The organism is Clostridium sp. AM22-11AC (assembly GCF_003473545.1).
GTDB lineage: Bacteria > Bacillota > Clostridia > Lachnospirales > Lachnospiraceae > Enterocloster.
On the sequence record NZ_QUCM01000001.1, the window covers coordinates 430,344 to 449,710 of the forward strand.

The window sequence follows — 19,367 nt, forward strand, 5'->3', positions numbered from 1 at the left end:
TCTTTTACGGTGTTGTAATGTGAACGATGGCTGCCAGCCGGTCCTGTCCTCTTTGTTCTCTGGCATTCTGCATATAGAAATTATAATCAAACTGCAGATGGACCATCTGCCATGGTTCTGCCTGTAGGGTTGTTTCTACTACGCTGGAATGAAGAGGCAGTGTACGGACCGGTTCTTCATCTTTTGTAATGGAAATGGCTTCCCCGCCGCTCATTACTCCCGGATACATAAATTCCAGTTCTATTTCCCCGGTGGAACCTGCCATCACAGTGAGGGATGCGTGTTCATCCATCCAGCCGTCGGAATAGTATCCGTAATCGGTCTGCAGTTTCAGGCTGCGGACAAAATCTGTGATATCCTGGAATGCATTATGAGCAGGATCTTCTCTGAGGACTAACATCTGGTCATCTACCATTCCAATATCACGGATGCTGTCTATAAATTCTACCTTTGTGCCCTCTGCCTTCATTTTCGGGTCAAATACTTTAAAGAAGGTACGAGCTGTAAAATCGCTCATTTCGTAGCTGTTGCCAATGATATAAATGGTTTTTCCAAAAATCCCGTTTCCGTATTTTTCGTAGGTCTGTTCTGCTAATGAATTATAGCGCAGCTGATCCGGCCACAGATACAATTTTGGATAGCAGCTGCGGTAGAACAGTTCTGCCGGAAACATAAGTAATACGTAAAGTGCAAAGAGAATGCCCCAGGGATACAGGCGTTTTAAATACAGTTCTTTTTTTACTCCTTCTGTCAGTTCTCCGTAGATATAGGAAAGGAAGAGCAATGCACCAGCTAGGGATACATAGATCCAGCGCATTTCCACACGGATGGTCACACTGGAAGATGCAATGTTTAAAGCAATAAAACCGATAAAAAGCATGGTATTAAACAGCATGGAAAATTTACGCTCTTTCCGTTTTTCCATGATGAATTTTACCAGAAACGCCAGCACCATGATAAGGAGCATCCCGTCTGCCATACCGATCAGCCCTTTGACCCACATAGGGCTTTCACTCCATGGGCAGCCGTTTAAGTGTTCCGGTCCTGCGTTAATTCCAAAGACATAGGCCGCCTGACTGAAGGCAAATTTGATGGCCTGTAAAATATTTAAGGTGTCTGCTACCTGGGTTCCGCCGGTTCCTGCAGGAAGAACAGAACCAATGGTAAAGGCACGGATCAGCTGTACCAGTCCAAAAGAGACAATTGTACTGAGCCAGAGGGATATTTTTTTGCACTGTTTTAAGAGAAGGGCCAGAAGTAATAATGGCAGCAGTGCCATGTACCGTTCATGGACGAAACATACTCCAAAATACAGCAGGCTGGCAATGTAAAAACATTTTTCCCTGTTTTCTTCGTTTACATAACGATATAAATTCCAGAGAATGGAAATGGCCATCCAGAGAGCCATTGTCTCCATCAGTCCTAAAACCTGACCGATCTGATAATACGCCATCCGGCTGGCTAAGAACATGGCTCCTGTAAAGAAGCCGATGGCTTTTGCCCTGGAAAGCCGCCATGCTATGGAATACAGATACCAGGACAGTGCTGCATTCAGCAATATGTTAATAGGCACGAAAAGAGCTACGTGATTTCTTACCACTGCCATTTCAAGCCAGGCTGCAAGATAATACAGGAAGCGGAAACGGGTGCTTCCCATAGGAAATACATATTCAAAGAAACTTTGTTCACCATAACAGGACCAGAAATACAGATCATCCATATAAAGGCCTTTGATCTGTATTCCATGGTTCACCCACACAGCTAATGCCAGCAGAAGTCCCATGAAGATCACATGGTCCTTCCACTCATATTTTTTCTCCATTCTGGAAAATCCGATCCTGAATTTAATTCTTTCCCTGGTGTCCAAATTTCTGCCTCCTTAAACTAGTTCCCGTTTTTCTCCATGCTGTAATTGTCACGGAACAACTGTACTAATCGTTCATCCGGTTCTTTAAATGGATGATCCAGATCTACTTTTGCCAGCATATTTCCCCATTCAAAGGTAAGATCTCTTAAGGTCCCTTCTGCGATCATATCTTCGATGATCTGTGTGGCTCTGGGCTGGTCTGCCAGATATCCCGCCTGTACATATATATATTCGGTTCCGGCCCATTTTAAATATTCTTCAAAATATGCCAGTTTTTTTACAAGATACACATCCCCACCGCTTCCTGTTATATCATAATAACTCTGGACGCTGCAGGCCATATCTAACACCTGGGGGTGAAAGCCAAAGGCTACTACCCGGGTTTTAGGTGTAAAACGGGAATAAAGTTCCTTACAGCCTCTTCGTTCCCAGCTTTTATGTGTATGATGACGATGGTCATAATATCCTCTGTTTACCAGTTTAAAAGAGGTAAAGCCCGGGCATCCTGCCCAGCTGGTAGAGGATGCGATCAGGGTATTGAAGAGAAAGAATGGAACGGCCAGTAAACAGATGCCGGACCTGAGGATCTTTTTCGTTTCCACTGCTGCACTGCCTGTTGTAACTGCGGCAATGTTTTCTGTCTCTTCTGTTTTTAGCCAGTATCCTGTGATCCGCACGGTACTGATCGCCGCTACTGCATACACCAGTATGAAATAATTTCCATCTATCTGGGCAAGTGTGTAAATGCTGGCCGCGGAACCAATTAACAGTGTGATCATAAGAAAACCATCAAAGAAATCTAACTGGGAGATCTGCTGATGCTTTATAAACCTCGTTATTACCTGAAAGATCCAGAATAACAGGAGTGCTGTTACAAGCACTGTTCCCCAGGCAATGATCACGTGTTCCATATCTTCTCCTACCGGAGAGATCAGTACTCCCTTTAACCGTTCCAGCAGCCGGTGTATTTTTTCTCCCCTGGAAAGGACAGACGGATCACCGATCACATGGGAAAAGTTATAGGGATATTTTACTTTAAAACCTATCTTTTCAAAGAAATTTGCATATACAGAAGTTACCGGAACTCCTGTAAGCAGCCAGGTTCGATACCACAATCCTGCTGTTGCAAATAATGGCAGGATCCATGTTAAAAATGCTCTTTTTTCCGGTTTTCCTGTCTTTTTAAAGATCAGGAGACTGACAAGCCCCACACCGCCTAAGGCTGTAGAAAATACAAGAGCCGTTGGTTTGTAAACCAGTGAAAGAAGATAAACAGCTACCGCAAAGATGAGCCATATATTTTCTCTGACAACTGCCAGACAGAGAAAATCATAAATAATAAGCTGACACATTAAGGTAATACTGTCACTTTTAGCAGAAACCGCCATATTCATAATACCTGGGATCGCACTGACCAGCGCTCCTGTCCAGAAACCGACTGTTTTTCCGCTGAAACGCGCACCCATAACTGCGGCTGTCACTACACTGACTATGGTTGTCCAGAAAGTAAAGGAAAGGACAAATCCGTAAGTCGGTGTACCGGATAAGGGAAGCACCAGTACTTCTGCTCCCTTGCTGTAGGTATACACCAGATTGATCAGCCCCAGATTTTTATAAATACCGTTTCCATTATCCAGGACATAGGCGGAACGCAGTCCATAGTGGAGAGAGTCATAGTCCAGTTCATGGTTTGAACGGCCTGCCTGAAGAAAGAACATGGTGAGGATGAATGCAAGAAGAGCTGCCTGAAGCACGGTTTCCGGCATGACTGCACGGAATAGATTGCTGCACTTACTGACCACATTCTGTTTTTTCATCCCTGACATATCTGCAATCTGTTCTGTTTTCAGACAGTTATCCACAGACCTGCCAAAATTTTTTTTATTTTTCCACAGGAAAATTGCCGTAATCCCCAGAGCAAGCAGCAACGCCAGCTTTCTCCAGAGCCCGATTCCCCCATGTCCTGTAAGAGATACTGCACATACAAGGACCATCCATGCTGCGCTTCCGGTGGTCAGCCCCAGAAGGATCTTCTCCCAGACAGGAAAAACAACTTTGTTTTTTCTTCCAATATTTTCCAAAAAACAGTTGTTGATGCAAATGCCATATCCAGCCAGCGTTCCCATCCACACACCAGCCCCTATCAGCGGGATCAGTATCCTGTGTCCCCAGAGGAACAAAAGCCAGCCGGGTATCAGACAGGCTATAGCCAGTCCTCTTTTTTCCCTGCTTTTTACTGCCAGGCATAACCACCATAAATTCCATAAAAACAGGACAGACAGTTCCATTAGCATCCGTCCTGTTTCTTTCTTTTGTAATGTTCTCCCCAAAGGGCCATGAAGTATCAGTCTGTTTGCAGCTGTCCCGATCAGAGCAATTGCCACCACCCAGAATACAGCCAGCAAAAGACCTTCTTTCCCTCGTCTACTCCCCATTTTAACTTGTTCCTTTTAACTCTTTACTCGTATTCCTTATAAGCGGAAGAATATCCCTTCATGATGAGTTTTACTACCGCTTTAGGCCAAAATCTGGCAAACATTTCTGCCTCTTCCCTGGCTCTCCGGTTGTCTTTGATGCAGGCATTTGTAGTAGCGCCCTCATGGACCCGGTAATAGATCAGCGGCTTTTCCACACAGATAAACCTGCCTTTTTCTCCTGCCAGCTGTACCATGTGGTCCCAGTCTAAGGCAAACTGATACTCAGACTGGACAAATGGTTCTCCCAACCGCTTTTTGCTGTAGGTTGTTGCCGGACAGCAGATGGGATTGCCAAGTACCAGGGGCATTATTTTTATCCATTTTAAACCGCAAAGAATATGAAACCGAAGGGGAAGACGTAAAAGACGCTTCACCCACAGCATTTTATCCCCGGTAATTACCTTTTTATTTTTCACAATGGCATAATCAGAGGTAAATACAGTCATATCCGGATATTTTTCAGCTGCCTTTAACAGTTCTTCCCCATAGTTTTTGCAGTACATATCGTCCTGATGGGCAATAGTGACAAACTCTGCATCTGCCATGGAATAAGCATAGTTCCAGTCATCCCGGATATTGCTTTTTCCTTCCCGGATGTAGTAGGGCAGATCATATTTTTCTGCCATAGCTCCCAAAAACGGGCTTGGTGTGGAAGTACAAAGGATCACCGGCGAAGTTACATTCTGGGCTTTCAAAGACTTTATGCAGCTTTCCAGATAAGGAGAATCCCCATAGGCAGGGATCGCATATACATGCTTATGACTCATAAAAATGATCCTCCAGCATTAAGCACAGGGCATGGTATACAGGAAGATGCAGTTCCTGGATCTTAAAGGTTTCCTGTACCGGAACGATGATAGATACATCTGAAAATTCTTTGATCCGTCCGCCGTCACGGCCGGTCAGTCCGATCACAGTCACACCTAATGCTTTTGCTGCAGTTGCTGCATAAAGCACATTTTTAGAATTGCCGGAAGTCGTAATTCCCAGGAATACATCTCCTTTTTTAGCGTAGCCATACAGCTGCTGGGCAAATACCATATCTCCGTTTACATCATTGGAAAAAGCGGTAGTCAATGCCCCATGGCCGGTGAGTGCAATGGCCGGAAGTCCGCCCTGGAGATTTTCTGCCAGTTTTTCCCCCATCTGAGGGTCTGCTGCCTTTAAAGCCTGGGCTAGTTCTGCTGATACAGGACGGCGTTTTACAAAGCCTTTCATCAGCTCTCCTACAATATGTTCGCTGTCAGAGCAGCTTCCGCCATTGCCTGCGATCATCAGTTTCCCGCCCTTTTCATAGCAGTCTCTCATGATCTCATATGCCTTAAGGATGTCTCCTTTTACCGGCTCAAGCACCGGATAACGCTGTACTAATTCATCCAAAAATCTAAGTTCTTTCATATACGATTTTCTCCTTTTGCCAGAACTTCTTTTTCCAGGTTTTATTTTCTTTCCAGTATCCATTGTGCTGCCTGTTCAAGATCAGCTGCATAGTGGACATACGGCGGTTTTTCACCATTTTCCTGCTGTTCTTTATGAAGCTCTGCCCCATATCCGGTTCCTACTAAAATAGAGGTGACTCCAAATTTCTGTCCGGCTTCTGTATCAAGAAGCTTGTCCCCGATCATATAGGAAGCAGCCCTGTCCACCGGAAAATCCTTTTCTGCCATTTCAAACATGCCGGTTCCCGGTTTGCGGCAATTACACACTTTTTTGTATGCACCGATACCATGTACCGGATGATGAGGGCAATAATAAAAGGCATCAATTTCTGCTCCCTCTTTTTCTAACAGCTGGTTCATATACTGGTGAAGGATTTTTACATCTTCTTCTGTATAATACCCTCTTGCCACTCCCGCCTGGTTGGTGACTACGATCAGCTTATATCCGGCATCTTTCAGCTTCTTTAAAGCCTGGGGCACTCCCGGAAGAAGCTTCATATCTTCCGGTTTATGAAGATAATTCACTTCTTCGTTTAAAGTGCCGTCCCGGTCTAAAAATACTACTTTATTTAATGTATGTTCCACGATATTGTTTCCCATTTCTATAACGATTTATAGTTTTTTATTTCAGATTAAAACAATATTCTCCGTTTGGCATCTGTACTTTTACCTTGTCATACTGCCAGCGGTCTTCGTCTGCTACCCAGCTCTGGGCGCCGCGAAGTTCAAAGTTCCAGTCAGCTAACTGTCCGCCCATAGCTTCCATACGGGCTGCTACTTTATGGCGCACATTGTATGGGCAGTACATTAACAGGTATCCGCCGCCGCCTGCTCCTAAAAGCTTTCCGCCTAACGCCCCGGCCTTTAATGCCTCTGCATACAGCTCGTCGATCTGCGGATTGGAGATCTTATTGCTCATACGCTTTTTGCTCTGCCAGCCATAGTCTAACAGCTTGCCAAAACTGTGGAGATTGCCTTTTAACAGTTCATCCTTCATGGCATAAGCCAGTGCCTTTACCTCGCACATCGCGTCAAAAGCATCTTTCTTCTCATAGTTCTGCACCTGGTCTTTGATGATATTGGCAGAAACATGGATCTTTCCGGTATAGCATAACAGCAGGTTATACTGCAGTTCATGGATAATGTCTTTTTTAATACGCAGCGGGTTTACCACTACATTGTTGCGTCCATGGAACTCAATGAAATTAAAGCCGCCGAAGGTTGCCGCATACTGATCCTGGTATCCGCCATCGATCTTTAAGTCTTCTCTCTCTACCTCATATGCCAGATCAGCCATTGCATAGGCATCTAACATAATACCTTTCCACCGTGCCATAGCAGTAAGCATAGCAACCATGACGGTAGAAGAGGTTCCAAGGCCGGAGCCTGGAGGTGCATCACACTGTAAGTAAACTTCGCAGCCCTGCTTGATATCCATTGCCTTTAAGGCTGCTGTTACCAGGTCTAAGCGTCCGTCATAGACATAATTTTCATTTGTGTTGTATTTTACTGTCATATCGAAATCCAGAGAGTGGACGATGATCTGGTCATCCTTTCTTGGTACGATAGAACAATATGCGTATTTATTAATGGTACTTCCGATAATAGCGCCGCCCTGCTGCTCACAGAATGGTGCTACATCTGTGCCGCCGCCGCCAAAGCTGACGCGAAGGGGCGCTCTGCCTCTGATCACCATAGTTTTTCTCCTTTCGGACCCATGTATGCCGATAATTAATGTACAACTCCCGTTTTTACATCTTCCTGGAACTGGAAATATGCTTCCGGAATACCGATGTCAATGAAATAGCCGTCATTTACAAAACCGCCCAGTTTCTTTCCTTCAGAAAGCCACTTGGGGATCATCTCATTTTCAAGAGATACTTTGCCCTCCGGAATCTCCTCTAACAGGCTCTTTTTCATAAGATAAATACCGCCGTTAATGGTTCCCGGCACCGGATCTGCTGTTTTTTCATTAAATCCGGTGAGAATGCCATTTTCATCTAAAATGGCTTTGCCATAGCGGGACACATCCGGCACCTGGCGCAGCACCAGAGCCATATCCAGGTTCTGATCATCCTGCTGTTTTGCCAGACGGGTATAGTCGATCTGGTAAAAGGTGTCTGCGTTTAACACATAAAAACGGTCTTCTGTAATAAACTTACCTGCATTTTTAATAGCGCCCGCTGTGCCTAAAAGAGTTTCCTCATAGGCATAGGAAGCCTGGAAGCCGAATTCACTTCCGTCTTTAAAATATTCTTCCACCATGGAACCTTTGTAACCTACAGCGAAAATGATCTCTGTAATGCCGCTGCGCACCAGCTCCCTGGTCACATATTCCATAAATGGTTTATCCTCGATCAGTGCCATTGGCTTTGGTCTGTCGCTTACTACACTGCGAAGTCTGGTTCCCAAACCTCCGGCTAATAAGATTGCCTGCATTTTATTCTCCTGTTCTGTTTTTCCCTTTTTTGCAGTGCTAACCTCCAAAATGCTACACATTTTCTCGGTCGCGGGCATTCGCCCTATGAAAAAACTTCTCAGCCGTATCTTCGGAAAGTAAACTTTTCTCAGTTTCGTCTGAGAAGTTTTTTCGCATTGCTCATTGCTATCGCGAAAAGTCTTCCTCTATTACCTTCCATGCCCCATCCATGCTGAAGTGTTCCCTGATATACTTCTGGGTTCCTTCGCACATCTGGCGGCAGCGGTCATTATCCTGATACAAAGCTACTGTCTTATCTGCAAATGTCTTTGGATCATCTTCTACTTCAAGAACCTGCTCTACCTGCGGTATGCCTTCGGCACCGGTGCTGGTGGTAATGATCGGTGCGCCGTTATAGATTGCTTCTACCACTTTGCCCTTTACACCTGCACCGTAACGCAGGGGAACTACCACTACCTTGCAAGAAGCATACAGGTTTGCCAGCTCTTCTTCACTGACAAAGCCCTTGATGATGATACCGTTTCCAGGCTGCTCTAAGGCTTTGATCTCATCTGTTACCTTGGAACCGACTACATAGAATTTAATATCCGGCAGCTGCTCCCTGATATACGGGAAGATTTCCTTTGCAAACCAGAGCACAGCATCTGCATTCGGCGGATGGGCAAAACCGCCCACAAACAGCAGTCCTTCTCTCTTTGCAAAGTCTTCCTGGATATTTGTCAGGAAGTGATCGTATACATACGCAGTAATGGCTTTTGCCTTGATTTCTGGATCAATAGCATGAATGGCGTTGATCTCCACATAAGACGGATAATAGGAAATAGCCGCCTTGCGCATCATGGAAAGTTCAATGGCCCTCCAGTAATCAGCCTCTCTCTTAATATTAATATCCCCGGTCAGCTCATATTCACGGCCCAGACGTAAGAAGTGCAGGTCATGACCATAGTAGATCACCTTGATATTGGTATTTTCCTTGATGAAGTCTACATATTTGGTAGCAATATGAGGTCTGTTCAGATAAGCAACGTCGATCTCATCTTTATTTAATTTCAGCCAGTCCCAAAGACCGGTAGCCCAGTGATCCCCATAAAGGATCTCAATTCCCATCTGCTGAAGAGTGGTAGAATATGGCTCTTCATGAAGGAAGTTATCTCCCAGGAACTTGACAACATAGCCTTTCTTTAAGAACATTTTCAGATACTGATAGGTTGTCTTGGAACCAGCGTCTTTATCAAAGGTAGGAACATAATGATCCACTACTAAAATGACTTTCTTGCCCTGACTGCGCTCTCTTGCACGGAATGGGTTTGGATTTCCGTCATTGACGCACTGCTTCTTAAACTCATCCGCCCATTTTTCCTTTAATTTCTGGCTGTTTTCCACCTGATAACGCTTTAGTCCGGTACCGTTTACATCCGTACCATTGGAAACGCCCTCAAAATGAATGACTTTGGAAAGGGGCTGGTAAACCACTCTGTAACCGGCTTTTCTTACCTCAAATGCCAGGTCAGAGTCTTCGCAGTAAGCAGGAGCAAAACGTTCATCAAAGCCGCCGATCTGCTTCCATAAATCTACTGACAGCAAAATGGCTGCACCTGAAATATAGTCTACATCTTTTACATAGTTATATTCTGCCTTATCCGGATCATCCAAACGGCCGTAATTCCAGCCGGAACCATCGCTCCAGATAATACCGCCTGCTTCCTGTAATCTTCCATCCGGGTAAACCAGCTTGGAACCAACCATACCAATGGTATCATCTGACTCGATCAGGTTCACCAGGGAAGAAAGCCAGCCTTCTGTAACCTTGGTATCATTGTTTAAGAACATGATATACTTGCCTTTTGCAGCCTTGGCAGCCTGGTTGCAGTTGCGAAGGAAGCCCTGGTTGGTCTGGTTGCGGCAGATCACAAGGCCGTCTACAAAACGGCTAATCTCTGCAGTAGCATCCGTAGAAACATCATCTGCAATAATAACCTCATACGTCACATCTTTGGTAAATTCCAGAATGGACTGTAAGCAGGCATAGGTATAATGGATCTGGTTATAGCACGGAATTACAATAGAAACAGTCGGGTTCTCATATTGCGGGAAAGAAAGATGTCCGCCGGTAAGATAACCTTCTCCGATCTTAAAGTCACCTTCGATGAGGTTGCGTCCCTCTTTGGTGGCATACATTTTTCCGTATTTAACCGGATGCTTTACTGTATTAAAACTGTAATTTAAAAGTTTGCGTTTTCTGGTTCCCTTTGGAAATGCCTTGTTTACCTGTTCTCCCAGTTTCCGGCGCATTTTAAAGATCACTGCTTCATGTCCATTTAAATAGGTAGCCAGCTTGCCCAGTTCATTCACCTCATGGCGCAGGTCTTTGATCATCACTTCCAGGTTGGTCACATGGTTATTGGTAAGACGCAGGATCTCCTGGTCTTTCTTTACCTGGATATTGCGCTCTTCTACCTCTGCCTGAAGCTGGTTGATCCGCTCTCTTGCCTGAGCCAGTTCCTTTTCCTGGGCCTTTAATTCTTCCAGTGTCACCAGACGCTGCTTGTAATTGCCAAGGTATCCCTGAGTACCGTCTCCATGTACCCAGGTCTGGAATGCTACTTCCATAGAAGCATAGGTTTCTGCCAGCTTCTCATCCATTCCAAACTCTTTTAAGAACTGGGTTGCATTTTCATACTCCATCAGTCCTTCATATTTATAATAGAAGTAAACCAGATTGCGGTAGCGGACAAAACCGGATGGAATTGGGAAATCAAATACCCATTCATAATCCATACAGTAAAGTCCGTCCTCAGTCTCCATCAGATTTTCAAAGAGGCCATCAATGTTGCTGACTTCATAGGAAGTATCCTGTAAGGAAAGAACATCTTCACTGTCACCAAATACCTCTTTAAACGGGTCTGTTGGAGCAAATGGCTCATTTTTAAGAACTGCCTGTCCAAATACCTGATCGATCGCTGCTTTTAAAGCTTCTACCGGTGCTTTCTTTCCCCGGATCTGTTCTCCTAAGATCTCTGCCAGTGTTCTTCCCTTTAAAAATTCAAAGCGGACTGCCTTTTTATCTTCGGAATACACAGGTGCCAGCACTTTTACCCCGGAATTTACCTTTGATAATTTCTCATATTTTTCACTCATGGAACTGATATGCCCTGCCGCCTTTTCTGTAAGAGGCGTCTTTTCCACATATCGTTTTCCATTTTCTTCCAGAATTGCAGTCCGGATCTGGAATTCTTCTTTTCTGGTACTGTTGTATTTTGCAAATACTGTCTTAAAACTCTCTGCTCCCTTAGATGCTACTGCCAGATATGCATTGGAAAACAGACCGAAGGCCTTTTCCTGCACCAGTTTATCGGAGATCTCGTCTTCATGGATGCAGGCCCAGCGCTGTCTGTCATATACTGCCGTCACATGAGGGATATCTCCCTTTCCCGGAAGATACCGGTCAGAATAAACAGATACTGCCCGCTTATATTCCGGCATAGGATAATAAAATTCCACTTTGGAAAGTCCTGCTTCTTTCAAAGCTTCTTCCAGTTCTCCCTTTGTAAATGCAGTCTCATCCTCATCATGGACAGCACCGGAAAGGAAGTTTAAACCAAGGGCATTTTCACATGCAAAGATCAGCTTGCCGTTTTCTGAAAGATATGAGGATAACCTTGTAAAGCATTCCTTAATATCCATATCCGGGCGGTCTGCACGTAAAACTACCAGATCATATTTTCCTTCTTTTTCAACTGCTTCCATTTTCTGGAAATCAGCTGCTTTCATATAGGAAATATTGGTGTGTGCTTCATTCATCTTCTGGTTCACTACCAGATTTTCGTCTCTCTCATCTACAACTGCAACACTGGCGCAGCGCTCTGCAAGCAGACCTGTGATCACGCCATAGTCAGAACCAAGCTGCAGTACATGTTCCTGTCCTGAAAAATCCATCCAGTCCATAAGATTGCGACGGATGTCTGAAAGGGCATAAAGGACTTCCGGGCGGCTGTCTGCCTCTAAAATTTTTAAGATTCCCTCTTTATCTGCGCCGTATTTCTTAAATAAGTCCAGAATTTCATAACTTATGTCATTCATCTGCGTTCCTCTTTTCCGCCTTTACCTGTGATTCCATATCGTAAACGCCAACGGTATTTTTATTGGAAATAACGGTAATATTGGTTACGTCATAAAGTCTGTGGTACACCACATGTTCTCCCTGTTCAAAGCCGGTACAGCTCATGCTTAACAGGTACTCACCACCCTGAAGGTTCATTTTCTGGGTAAATTCTACGGTATATTCATCTCCGTTCTTCACCGGCTTGATATCTGCCCCTTCAAACATGGTATTGGTTCCAGTCAGTTCTGTTCCCTTTTTATCTTTGATGGTATAGGTAAAAATAGGAGCCTGGATGTCCGCATGGAAACGGATGCACTCTTTTATGGTGAACATTTCCCCCTTTAACAGCAGGTTGGTCACATTTCCTCTGGCATCTAAAAGACCCAGATCATAGATCTCCGCTCTTCCATCTCCATATTCGGTGCGGTCAGTGTTAATAGCCAGCTGGTCACGCATAAGGCCTGTATGGGATAAATTCATTCCGCCGGAAAAATCGGACATTTCTGTACCGTCGGTATTTCTGTCTCCCGTTTCTGCACTGCTTTTTCCATCTGGGAGTTCTGCTGTTTTTCCCTCTTCTGCTGCCTTTTCAGCCGCCAGTTCTGCACGCAGGTCATCTAACTTTCCAGCCAGTATCTTCTTATACATATCTACCACTTTTCCAGCCGGACCTTCTGCAATAAATTCACCCTTATGCAGCAGTACAACTTTATCGCAGTACTTGATGATACTTCCCATATCGTGGGTAACCATCAGAATGGTGGTGCCCTTTTTGCGGATCTCTTCCATTCTCCGGTAACATTTGGACTGGAAGAATACGTCACCTACAGAAAGCGCCTCATCTACGATCAGGATCTCCGGATCTACGTTGATGGCCAGCGCAAAAGCCAGACGCACAAACATACCGCTGGAATAAGTCTTTACAGGCTGGTATACGAAATCTCCGATCTCTGCAAAATCCAGGATATCCTGCAGCTTTGCATCCATCTCTTTTTTCGTATATCCCATCATGGTACCGTTCATGTATACATTTTCAATTCCTGTATAATCCATGTTGAAACCGGCACCCAGTTCCAGAAGGGCTGATATTTTTCCGTCTACATCCACCTGACCGGAAGTAGGTGTAAGCACGCCGGTAATGATCTTTAAAATGGTAGACTTGCCAGAACCATTCGTACCGATAATACCTACGGTCTCTCCCTTTTTTACCTGGAAAGACAGTCCTTTCAAAGCATAAAAGTCACGGTGATAATTTTTATGGGAAATACTTACAGATTCCTTCAGCCGGTCGATGGGCTTGTCATAAAGGCGGTAAACCTTAGTCACATCCCTGACACTGATGGCATTTTCCTTTCCCTGTTCATTCATTGACATATGTTTCTCCATCTCTATCGCATAGTTTTCCACTTTAGGGTTTAGTATAGCATAAAATAGCTTTGTTTCATACTATTTCTGAGCAGATAGACACATTTTACATGAGAAAATACAATAATAACGTGAAAATGGGAACCCTGTAAAATCATCTTTTTACAGAATTCCCATCTTTTATATTACTTACTTTCTATTGCTTATTTTAGGGGTGTAAATATTATAATGCCCGGATGTCCCGGATCAGCTGATCTTTCTCTGCTTCGGTTGTGGCCCAGCTGGTACAGAAACGGACTACCTTACTTCCATCAGCCAGATCCTGCTGGTGTTCAAAGGTATATTCTTTTCCCAGTACCTCTGCCTGTTCTTCTGTCAGGATCACAAACAACTGGTTGGTATAGCTGTCCACATATTCCCGGATCCCTTTTTCTTTAAATGCAGCCTTGATCTCCAAAGCATAGGCATCTGCCTGGGCTGTCATTTTTTCGTAAGTATCATCCTCTAACAGGGCACAAAACTGCATCCCAAGAAGCCATCCTTTTGCCAGAACGGCTCCGTTCTGTTTCATATAAGTACGGAACTTCCGCGCCAGCTTCTTGTTTGTGATCACCAGTGCCTCGCCAAATAAAGCGCCGCACTTGGTCCCTCCAATGTAAAATACATCCGTCAGTTCTGCCATTTTTTCCAGTGTCAGGTCATTTTTCACAGAACCAAGGCCATAGCCCAGTCTGGCTCCGTCTGCAAACAGGTACATTTCGTACTCATCGCAGACTTTGCGGATCTCTCTTAATTCCTGCTCTGAATAAATGGTTCCCCATTCTGTAGGAAATGAAATGTATACCATCTTAGGTTCGCAGATATAATTAGGCTCACCGCTATTGTAATAAGAAGCTGCCACTTCCCGGATCTGCTCTGCGCTGATCTTTCCGTCTGTTGAAGGAAGAGGCACCAGCTTGTGTCCGGTATTTTCAATGGAACCAGCTTCATGTGCATATACATGACCGCTGTCCGGACAGATCACACTCTGGATAGGGCTTAAAGCTGCCGCGTGGACAATGAAGTTAGCCTGTGTAGCTCCCGGTAAAAAGTGGATAGCAGCTTCCGGTGCCTTACATTTTTCCCGGATCAGCTTAGCCGCCTTCTCACACCATGTATCTTCCCCATATCCATCATAGCTTTCCCCATTGATCTGTGCCAGTTTCTCTAATATCTTTTCGCATGCACCACGGTTATAATCATTGTGTAAACGGATCATATTTGATTTTTCCCCTTTGCTAATTTAATGTACTCTTTTTTCAAACTTTAGCATCTTTCAGTTTTATACAGCAGCGTTTCTTAAAAAAGGAAACACCATAGCACAAAATGTGATCAAAATCATCTTCATATTCTTTTGCATACATTTTTTCATTGATCTGATCTAATGCTTTTTGACAGTCTGTATCCATAGTTTCCAGCGTTTTTGAATATTTAGCCTCAAAAATAGCCACACGGCCTTCCTCAGGATCATAAACCACCACATCACTGCGGCCTTCTCCATGTTCTTTATTGGATTCTACCACATAACCCGCCCCTGCAAAAATACCTGCAAGAAAAGCATGATAAAAGTCTTCCCTGTAATCATGATAGCTGATGGTTTTTCGCAAAAGCCGGTTCATTTCTTCCATTACTGTCCTGCTGTCACCCTTCCACACTGCCGAAAACATTTTTTTCCTGTCCCATGCTTTTGCGCTGTCATCAAACCATTGGATCACTGTTGTTTCAAATATTTCCCGTATTTCTGCATTTGGTATCATAAGTGCAGAAATCCCATCTGGAAGTTTCTCTTTCAATTCATTTTCCCGTATACTGGTAAGATAACCGGTAAGATAAAGGATGCTCCACAGATTGTCCTCTGATGAATGAAGATAATCATAAGTCAGATTCTCATCTATACGCTGTAAAATATACCCACCATTCAATAATGTTTCCAGTTTTTTTGTAATATTACTGCCTGCAATATCGATAAAGGAACGAATAATTCCATTATCACTTGTGTTCATCCAATAACTTTTTGGCCTCGTATCTGAATCTCTCTGTATATCCCTGATATAATTCATTACATCCCATGGACAATATACATCCATCCGCCCAAAATGATAACCATCATACCAGCTTTTTACACGTTCCAGATGATCTATGCTCCCGGCATCCCTCAGGATCTGCTCTACATCTTTTTGAATAAATCCAAAATATTCATTTAACCGGGTATCTGTGATCGTATCAGAAACCAGATTATTGGTTCCAGTAAAAATGCTTTCCTTGGCAATTTTAAGACAGCCAGTAATAATCGCAAATTTTAAAAATGGATTGTCCTTCAACGCTGTACTCATCATTCCTTTGATCACAGACAGCATTTCTTTATAATACCCGTTACTGCTTGCTTTTGCCAGTGGAACATCGTATTCATCCAGTAAAAGAATAACTGGCTTCCGATAATAAGACTCCATCATGCGCATTAATGTATTTAAAGAAAAACCGACCTGTGCTTCACTGGCCGTTCCTGCTTTCAATTCCAGAAATACTTTCTTATCATCCGGATCGATTGCCTCACTCTGTAAAAGATATACATGCATCTTACAAAGATTAGAAAGCTGGACCACCAGACGATCATATGCGCTTTGAAAATCCAGACCATCTATATCCTTTAAAGAAAAAAATATAACTGGCCACTGATTCATCCATTGATCGCACAATTCTCTGTTTCCTGAAATTTCCAGATTCTCAAATAGTTTTTCACTGTTTTTCCGAATATTAAAAAAATTTTCCAGCATACTCATACCAAGGGTTTTTCCAAACCGTCTTGGTCGCGTGATAAGCGTCACTTTAGCTGCCGATGAAGTCAACATTTCACGGATCAGACCCGATTTATCTACATAGTAATATCCATTGCTGCGAAGTTCTGCAAAATCCGAAACTCCTACTGGAATATTTAACTTTGCCATAGATCCAGCTCCTTTCCATTTTATGTGTACGCAAAATTTTTCTATAACTTCTATAACTAATGATACCATGAAGTGTTGATTTTTACAAATATTCTAACCATCACTATTTACAGAAAAATGGCTGTCCACAAATCAGCAGACAGCCATTTTTATAAATATATTTTCTTATTTTTCTACCACGATCCTGCCATCGATCAGGACATACTTCACTTTTCCTTCCAATGTTAAAGGTGAGCCTTCTGTAATCACAATATCAGCATCCTTTCCTTCCTCCAGAGAACCAACGCGGTCCTGGAGACCCAGATGTTCTGCCGCATTAATAGTGATTGCTTTTAATGCTTCAAATGAATCCATCCCCGCCTGTATTGCCATTCCAGCAAACACTGGAAGTCCCTGAAGAGGAACTACCGGTGCATCTGTGATCAGGCACACATGACAACCTGCTTTTGAAAGAATTCCTGCTGTAGCCGGATCTACATTTTTATACTCCAGTTTAGAACTTGAATTATAGAACGGTCCTACTGCCATATACACACCAGACTGTCCCAGCTTATCTGCATTTAATTTGCCTTCTGTTACATGTTCCAGTGTAATATTTACATCAAATTCCTTTGCAATACGCAAAGCCGTCTGGATATCATTCGCCTGATGTACATGTGCTTTTAAAGGGATCTCTTTTCTAAGGACCGGAAGTAATGCTTCACATTTCTGATCATAAGCCGGATATTTTGCAGGATCTGTCTGGGCACGTTCTACTTTTTCCAGATAAATCTGCGCCTTTCTTAAAGCTGCGCGTATCACAGCTGCATTGGTCATACGGCTGGCAATTCCCTTATTCTGATAAAATCGTTTGGGATTCTCGCCAAAAGCACATTTCATTGCCACAGCCTTTTTCACCACCATATCATCGGTCCAGGTCCCTACTGTCTTAAAGGCTGCAAAAGTGCCTCCAATCGCATTGGAACTTCCTGGGCCAGTTGCGATACAGGTAACTCCACCTTCTCTTGCCAGTTCCAGATGATGATCAAATGGATTAAATCCATCCACTGCTGAAAGCTGAGGAGTAACCGGGTCATTGGTTTCATTAAACTCCATACCCATAGGACCACCTGCAAATACATCCAGACCCACATGGCAATGAGCATCTATAAAACCAGGATATACCTCCAGTCCTTCTGCCCGGATCACCTGATCAGCCTGACCATCAAGATCTGTACCAATCTTAAGGATCTTTCCGTTTTGGATCAGGATGTCTCCTTTAAAAGTCTCTTTTTTAACTGCTGTATGTATAGTTCCGTTTTTAATACAGATCATGTATTTTTCCTCCTACTGTTTACCCGCCTGTTCTTCTTCTCCCATATTTTCTTCATAACTTGGAGTAATATGGGTATATTTATGGCGTGTGAGAGCAAAGATCACCGCACCTGCGATCATCAGCAGATTACCAATAAACATTTTAGGTGAAAGCTGGCTTGCATTCAGGTAAATATTAAACAGTTCTGCACCTGTAGCATATACAGCGATCAGGATCAGTACCGGCTTAGAGCAGCGAAAACGGGAATTCTTCCAGCCTGTAGGGCATACTTTTGGAAGTCTTAAAACAGCTACGCAGGTGATCAGGATCGTAATACCGCTGCAGATAATAGTCAGGTTTGCAATGGTACGGATCTTAAGTCCGGATAAAATAGTAAAAACAGAAATCAGGTAAAACATGGTAAGAAGGACTACTGGTGTACGGAACTTAGGATGTACATATCCCATCCATTCTGGAAACCATCCGTCTCTGCATGCCTGAAGAGGAGGTCTGGAGGCAGTTGCGAACTGTCCGTTCAATGTAGAAATAATAGCAAACATAGCGCCGCATACCATAAAGAATACATATAAAGGTTTTGGAAGAATGATCTTGGCTACAACTGACAAATTCTCACCTGCTACCTGGTCTACAGGAAGAACATCTGCCGCTACAACTGCGATCACCGAATATAATGCAGCAACTGCCAGTGTTGCGGTAATGATGACCATAGGAATATCGCGGGTCGGATTCTTTGCCTCGCCTGAAAGGGCGGTGATCATAGAAGCACCTGCTACTGCATTGGTCATCAGCGCACCTGCCTGGAGCAGTCCCAGCCAGCCGCCTGTCATAAAATCATGATCCATATATCCCGGCTGAACATGAACAATTCCAAATGCTGCAAATAAACCAAGGGCAATACTTAACATCAGTACAATAGCATTCTGTGCCTTTGCCATTTTATCAATTCCAAATACATTTAATAAATAAAAGATCGTAACTGCGATCAAAGCGATCACTTTCTGGTTTCCAAAGCCAAAAAAGCTCATAAAGTAAGAAGCCAGTGATAAACCATACATTCCAAGACCAAGATTTCCCAGAATATTCATAATACACTGTACGCCTGTTAATTTTGTTCCTGCCAGCATACCGATCATTGTATAAGTACCGCCTTTTACTCTGGCAGTACTACAGATCAGTACATAAGGCAGCGCATAACCTACTACAATAAAAGTTGCAACAAGAAAAGACAGCGGAAGAGACCGCCCTGTAAGAGCGATTGCAGATCCTAAAAGAGTCATAACTCCTGCTCCGATTATGTTACCAACCGCCTGGGCCATTAATTCTCGAAAGCCCAGAACACGTTTTAATTCAACTTGTTCCTTTGCCATTTTTTATCCCC

Annotated in this window: 13 protein-coding genes; all 13 read right to left on the minus strand. The window is 43.7% G+C overall.

All coding sequences use genetic code 11. From position 1 onward, the window contains the following. Positions 1-4: 4 nt before the first annotated feature. The 13 genes from DW251_RS02025 to DW251_RS02085 all read right to left on the minus strand — a co-directional run bounded on the left by DW251_RS02025 (position 5) and on the right by DW251_RS02085 (position 19,356). Entirely contained in the window at positions 5-1,867 is a 1,863-nt protein-coding gene (locus DW251_RS02025; RefSeq protein WP_118300059.1) for a hypothetical protein, read from the minus strand. 17 nt (positions 1,868-1,884) lie between these two features. Continuing rightward, complete coding sequence (locus DW251_RS02030; protein ID WP_118300060.1) at positions 1,885-4,302, minus strand: hypothetical protein; 2,418 nt, start codon at positions 4,300-4,302, stop codon at positions 1,885-1,887. 23 nt (positions 4,303-4,325) lie between these two features. Next, complete coding sequence (locus DW251_RS02035) at positions 4,326-5,111, minus strand: glycosyltransferase family A protein (RefSeq protein WP_118300061.1); 786 nt, start codon at positions 5,109-5,111, stop codon at positions 4,326-4,328. Then, a complete protein-coding gene (locus DW251_RS02040; RefSeq protein ID WP_021868921.1) occupies positions 5,101-5,742 on the minus strand; it encodes an SIS domain-containing protein in 642 nt (213 codons plus the stop codon). The genes DW251_RS02035 and DW251_RS02040 overlap by 11 nt, the downstream gene beginning before the upstream one ends. A 41-nt stretch (positions 5,743-5,783) precedes the next feature. Beyond that, positions 5,784-6,368, minus strand: a complete 585-nt coding sequence (gmhB, locus tag DW251_RS02045) for a D-glycero-beta-D-manno-heptose 1,7-bisphosphate 7-phosphatase (protein ID WP_021868920.1) — start codon at positions 6,366-6,368, stop codon at positions 5,784-5,786. Between the two features lie 37 nt (positions 6,369-6,405). After that, complete coding sequence (locus DW251_RS02050; protein WP_021868919.1) at positions 6,406-7,479, minus strand: hypothetical protein; 1,074 nt, start codon at positions 7,477-7,479, stop codon at positions 6,406-6,408. A gap of 35 nt (positions 7,480-7,514) precedes the next feature. Beyond that, entirely contained in the window at positions 7,515-8,222 is a 708-nt protein-coding gene (locus DW251_RS02055) for a nucleotidyltransferase family protein (RefSeq protein WP_021868918.1), read from the minus strand. 166 nt (positions 8,223-8,388) lie between these two features. Then, positions 8,389-12,303, minus strand: a complete 3,915-nt coding sequence (locus DW251_RS02060) for a glycosyltransferase (protein WP_021868917.1) — start codon at positions 12,301-12,303, stop codon at positions 8,389-8,391. Continuing rightward, complete coding sequence (locus tag DW251_RS02065) at positions 12,296-13,699, minus strand: ABC transporter ATP-binding protein (protein ID WP_021868916.1); 1,404 nt, start codon at positions 13,697-13,699, stop codon at positions 12,296-12,298. The genes DW251_RS02060 and DW251_RS02065 overlap by 8 nt, the downstream gene beginning before the upstream one ends. A gap of 214 nt (positions 13,700-13,913) precedes the next feature. Next, entirely contained in the window at positions 13,914-14,948 is a 1,035-nt protein-coding gene (locus DW251_RS02070; protein ID WP_118300063.1) for an aminotransferase class I/II-fold pyridoxal phosphate-dependent enzyme, read from the minus strand. Between the two features lie 40 nt (positions 14,949-14,988). Further along, the gene (locus DW251_RS02075; RefSeq protein ID WP_118300064.1) at positions 14,989-16,674 is read right to left on the minus strand and encodes an AAA family ATPase; all 1,686 of its coding nucleotides are present in this window, start codon (positions 16,672-16,674) and stop codon (positions 14,989-14,991) included. A gap of 165 nt (positions 16,675-16,839) precedes the next feature. Further along, positions 16,840-17,988 carry an amidohydrolase gene (locus DW251_RS02080; protein ID WP_118300065.1) on the minus strand — a complete coding sequence of 383 codons (1,149 nt, stop codon included), beginning with the start codon at positions 17,986-17,988 and terminating at the stop codon, positions 16,840-16,842. Between the two features lie 12 nt (positions 17,989-18,000). Further along, on the minus strand, positions 18,001-19,356 hold the full coding sequence (locus DW251_RS02085) for an APC family permease (RefSeq protein WP_118300066.1): 1,356 nt from the start codon (positions 19,354-19,356) through the stop codon (positions 18,001-18,003). Positions 19,357-19,367: the final 11 nt, after the last annotated feature.

What these genes read in the sequence shown, in the direction of transcription:
- DW251_RS02030 (WP_118300060.1), bottom strand. Translation starts at nt 4,302, where the DNA reads ATGGGGAGTAGACGAGGGAAAGAAGGTCTTTTGCTGGCTGTATTCTGG.
- DW251_RS02035 (WP_118300061.1), bottom strand. Translation starts at nt 5,111, where the DNA reads ATGAGTCATAAGCATGTATATGCGATCCCTGCCTATGGGGATTCTCCT.
- DW251_RS02040 (WP_021868921.1), bottom strand. Translation starts at nt 5,742, where the DNA reads ATGAAAGAACTTAGATTTTTGGATGAATTAGTACAGCGTTATCCGGTG.
- DW251_RS02050 (WP_021868919.1), bottom strand. Translation starts at nt 7,479, where the DNA reads ATGGTGATCAGAGGCAGAGCGCCCCTTCGCGTCAGCTTTGGCGGCGGC.
- DW251_RS02055 (WP_021868918.1), bottom strand. Translation starts at nt 8,222, where the DNA reads ATGCAGGCAATCTTATTAGCCGGAGGTTTGGGAACCAGACTTCGCAGT.
- DW251_RS02060 (WP_021868917.1), bottom strand. Translation starts at nt 12,303, where the DNA reads ATGAATGACATAAGTTATGAAATTCTGGACTTATTTAAGAAATACGGC.
- DW251_RS02065 (WP_021868916.1), bottom strand. Translation starts at nt 13,699, where the DNA reads ATGTCAATGAATGAACAGGGAAAGGAAAATGCCATCAGTGTCAGGGAT.
- DW251_RS02070 (WP_118300063.1), bottom strand. Translation starts at nt 14,948, where the DNA reads ATGATCCGTTTACACAATGATTATAACCGTGGTGCATGCGAAAAGATA.
- DW251_RS02075 (WP_118300064.1), bottom strand. Translation starts at nt 16,674, where the DNA reads ATGGCAAAGTTAAATATTCCAGTAGGAGTTTCGGATTTTGCAGAACTT.
- DW251_RS02080 (WP_118300065.1), bottom strand. Translation starts at nt 17,988, where the DNA reads ATGATCTGTATTAAAAACGGAACTATACATACAGCAGTTAAAAAAGAG.
- DW251_RS02085 (WP_118300066.1), bottom strand. Translation starts at nt 19,356, where the DNA reads ATGGCAAAGGAACAAGTTGAATTAAAACGTGTTCTGGGCTTTCGAGAA.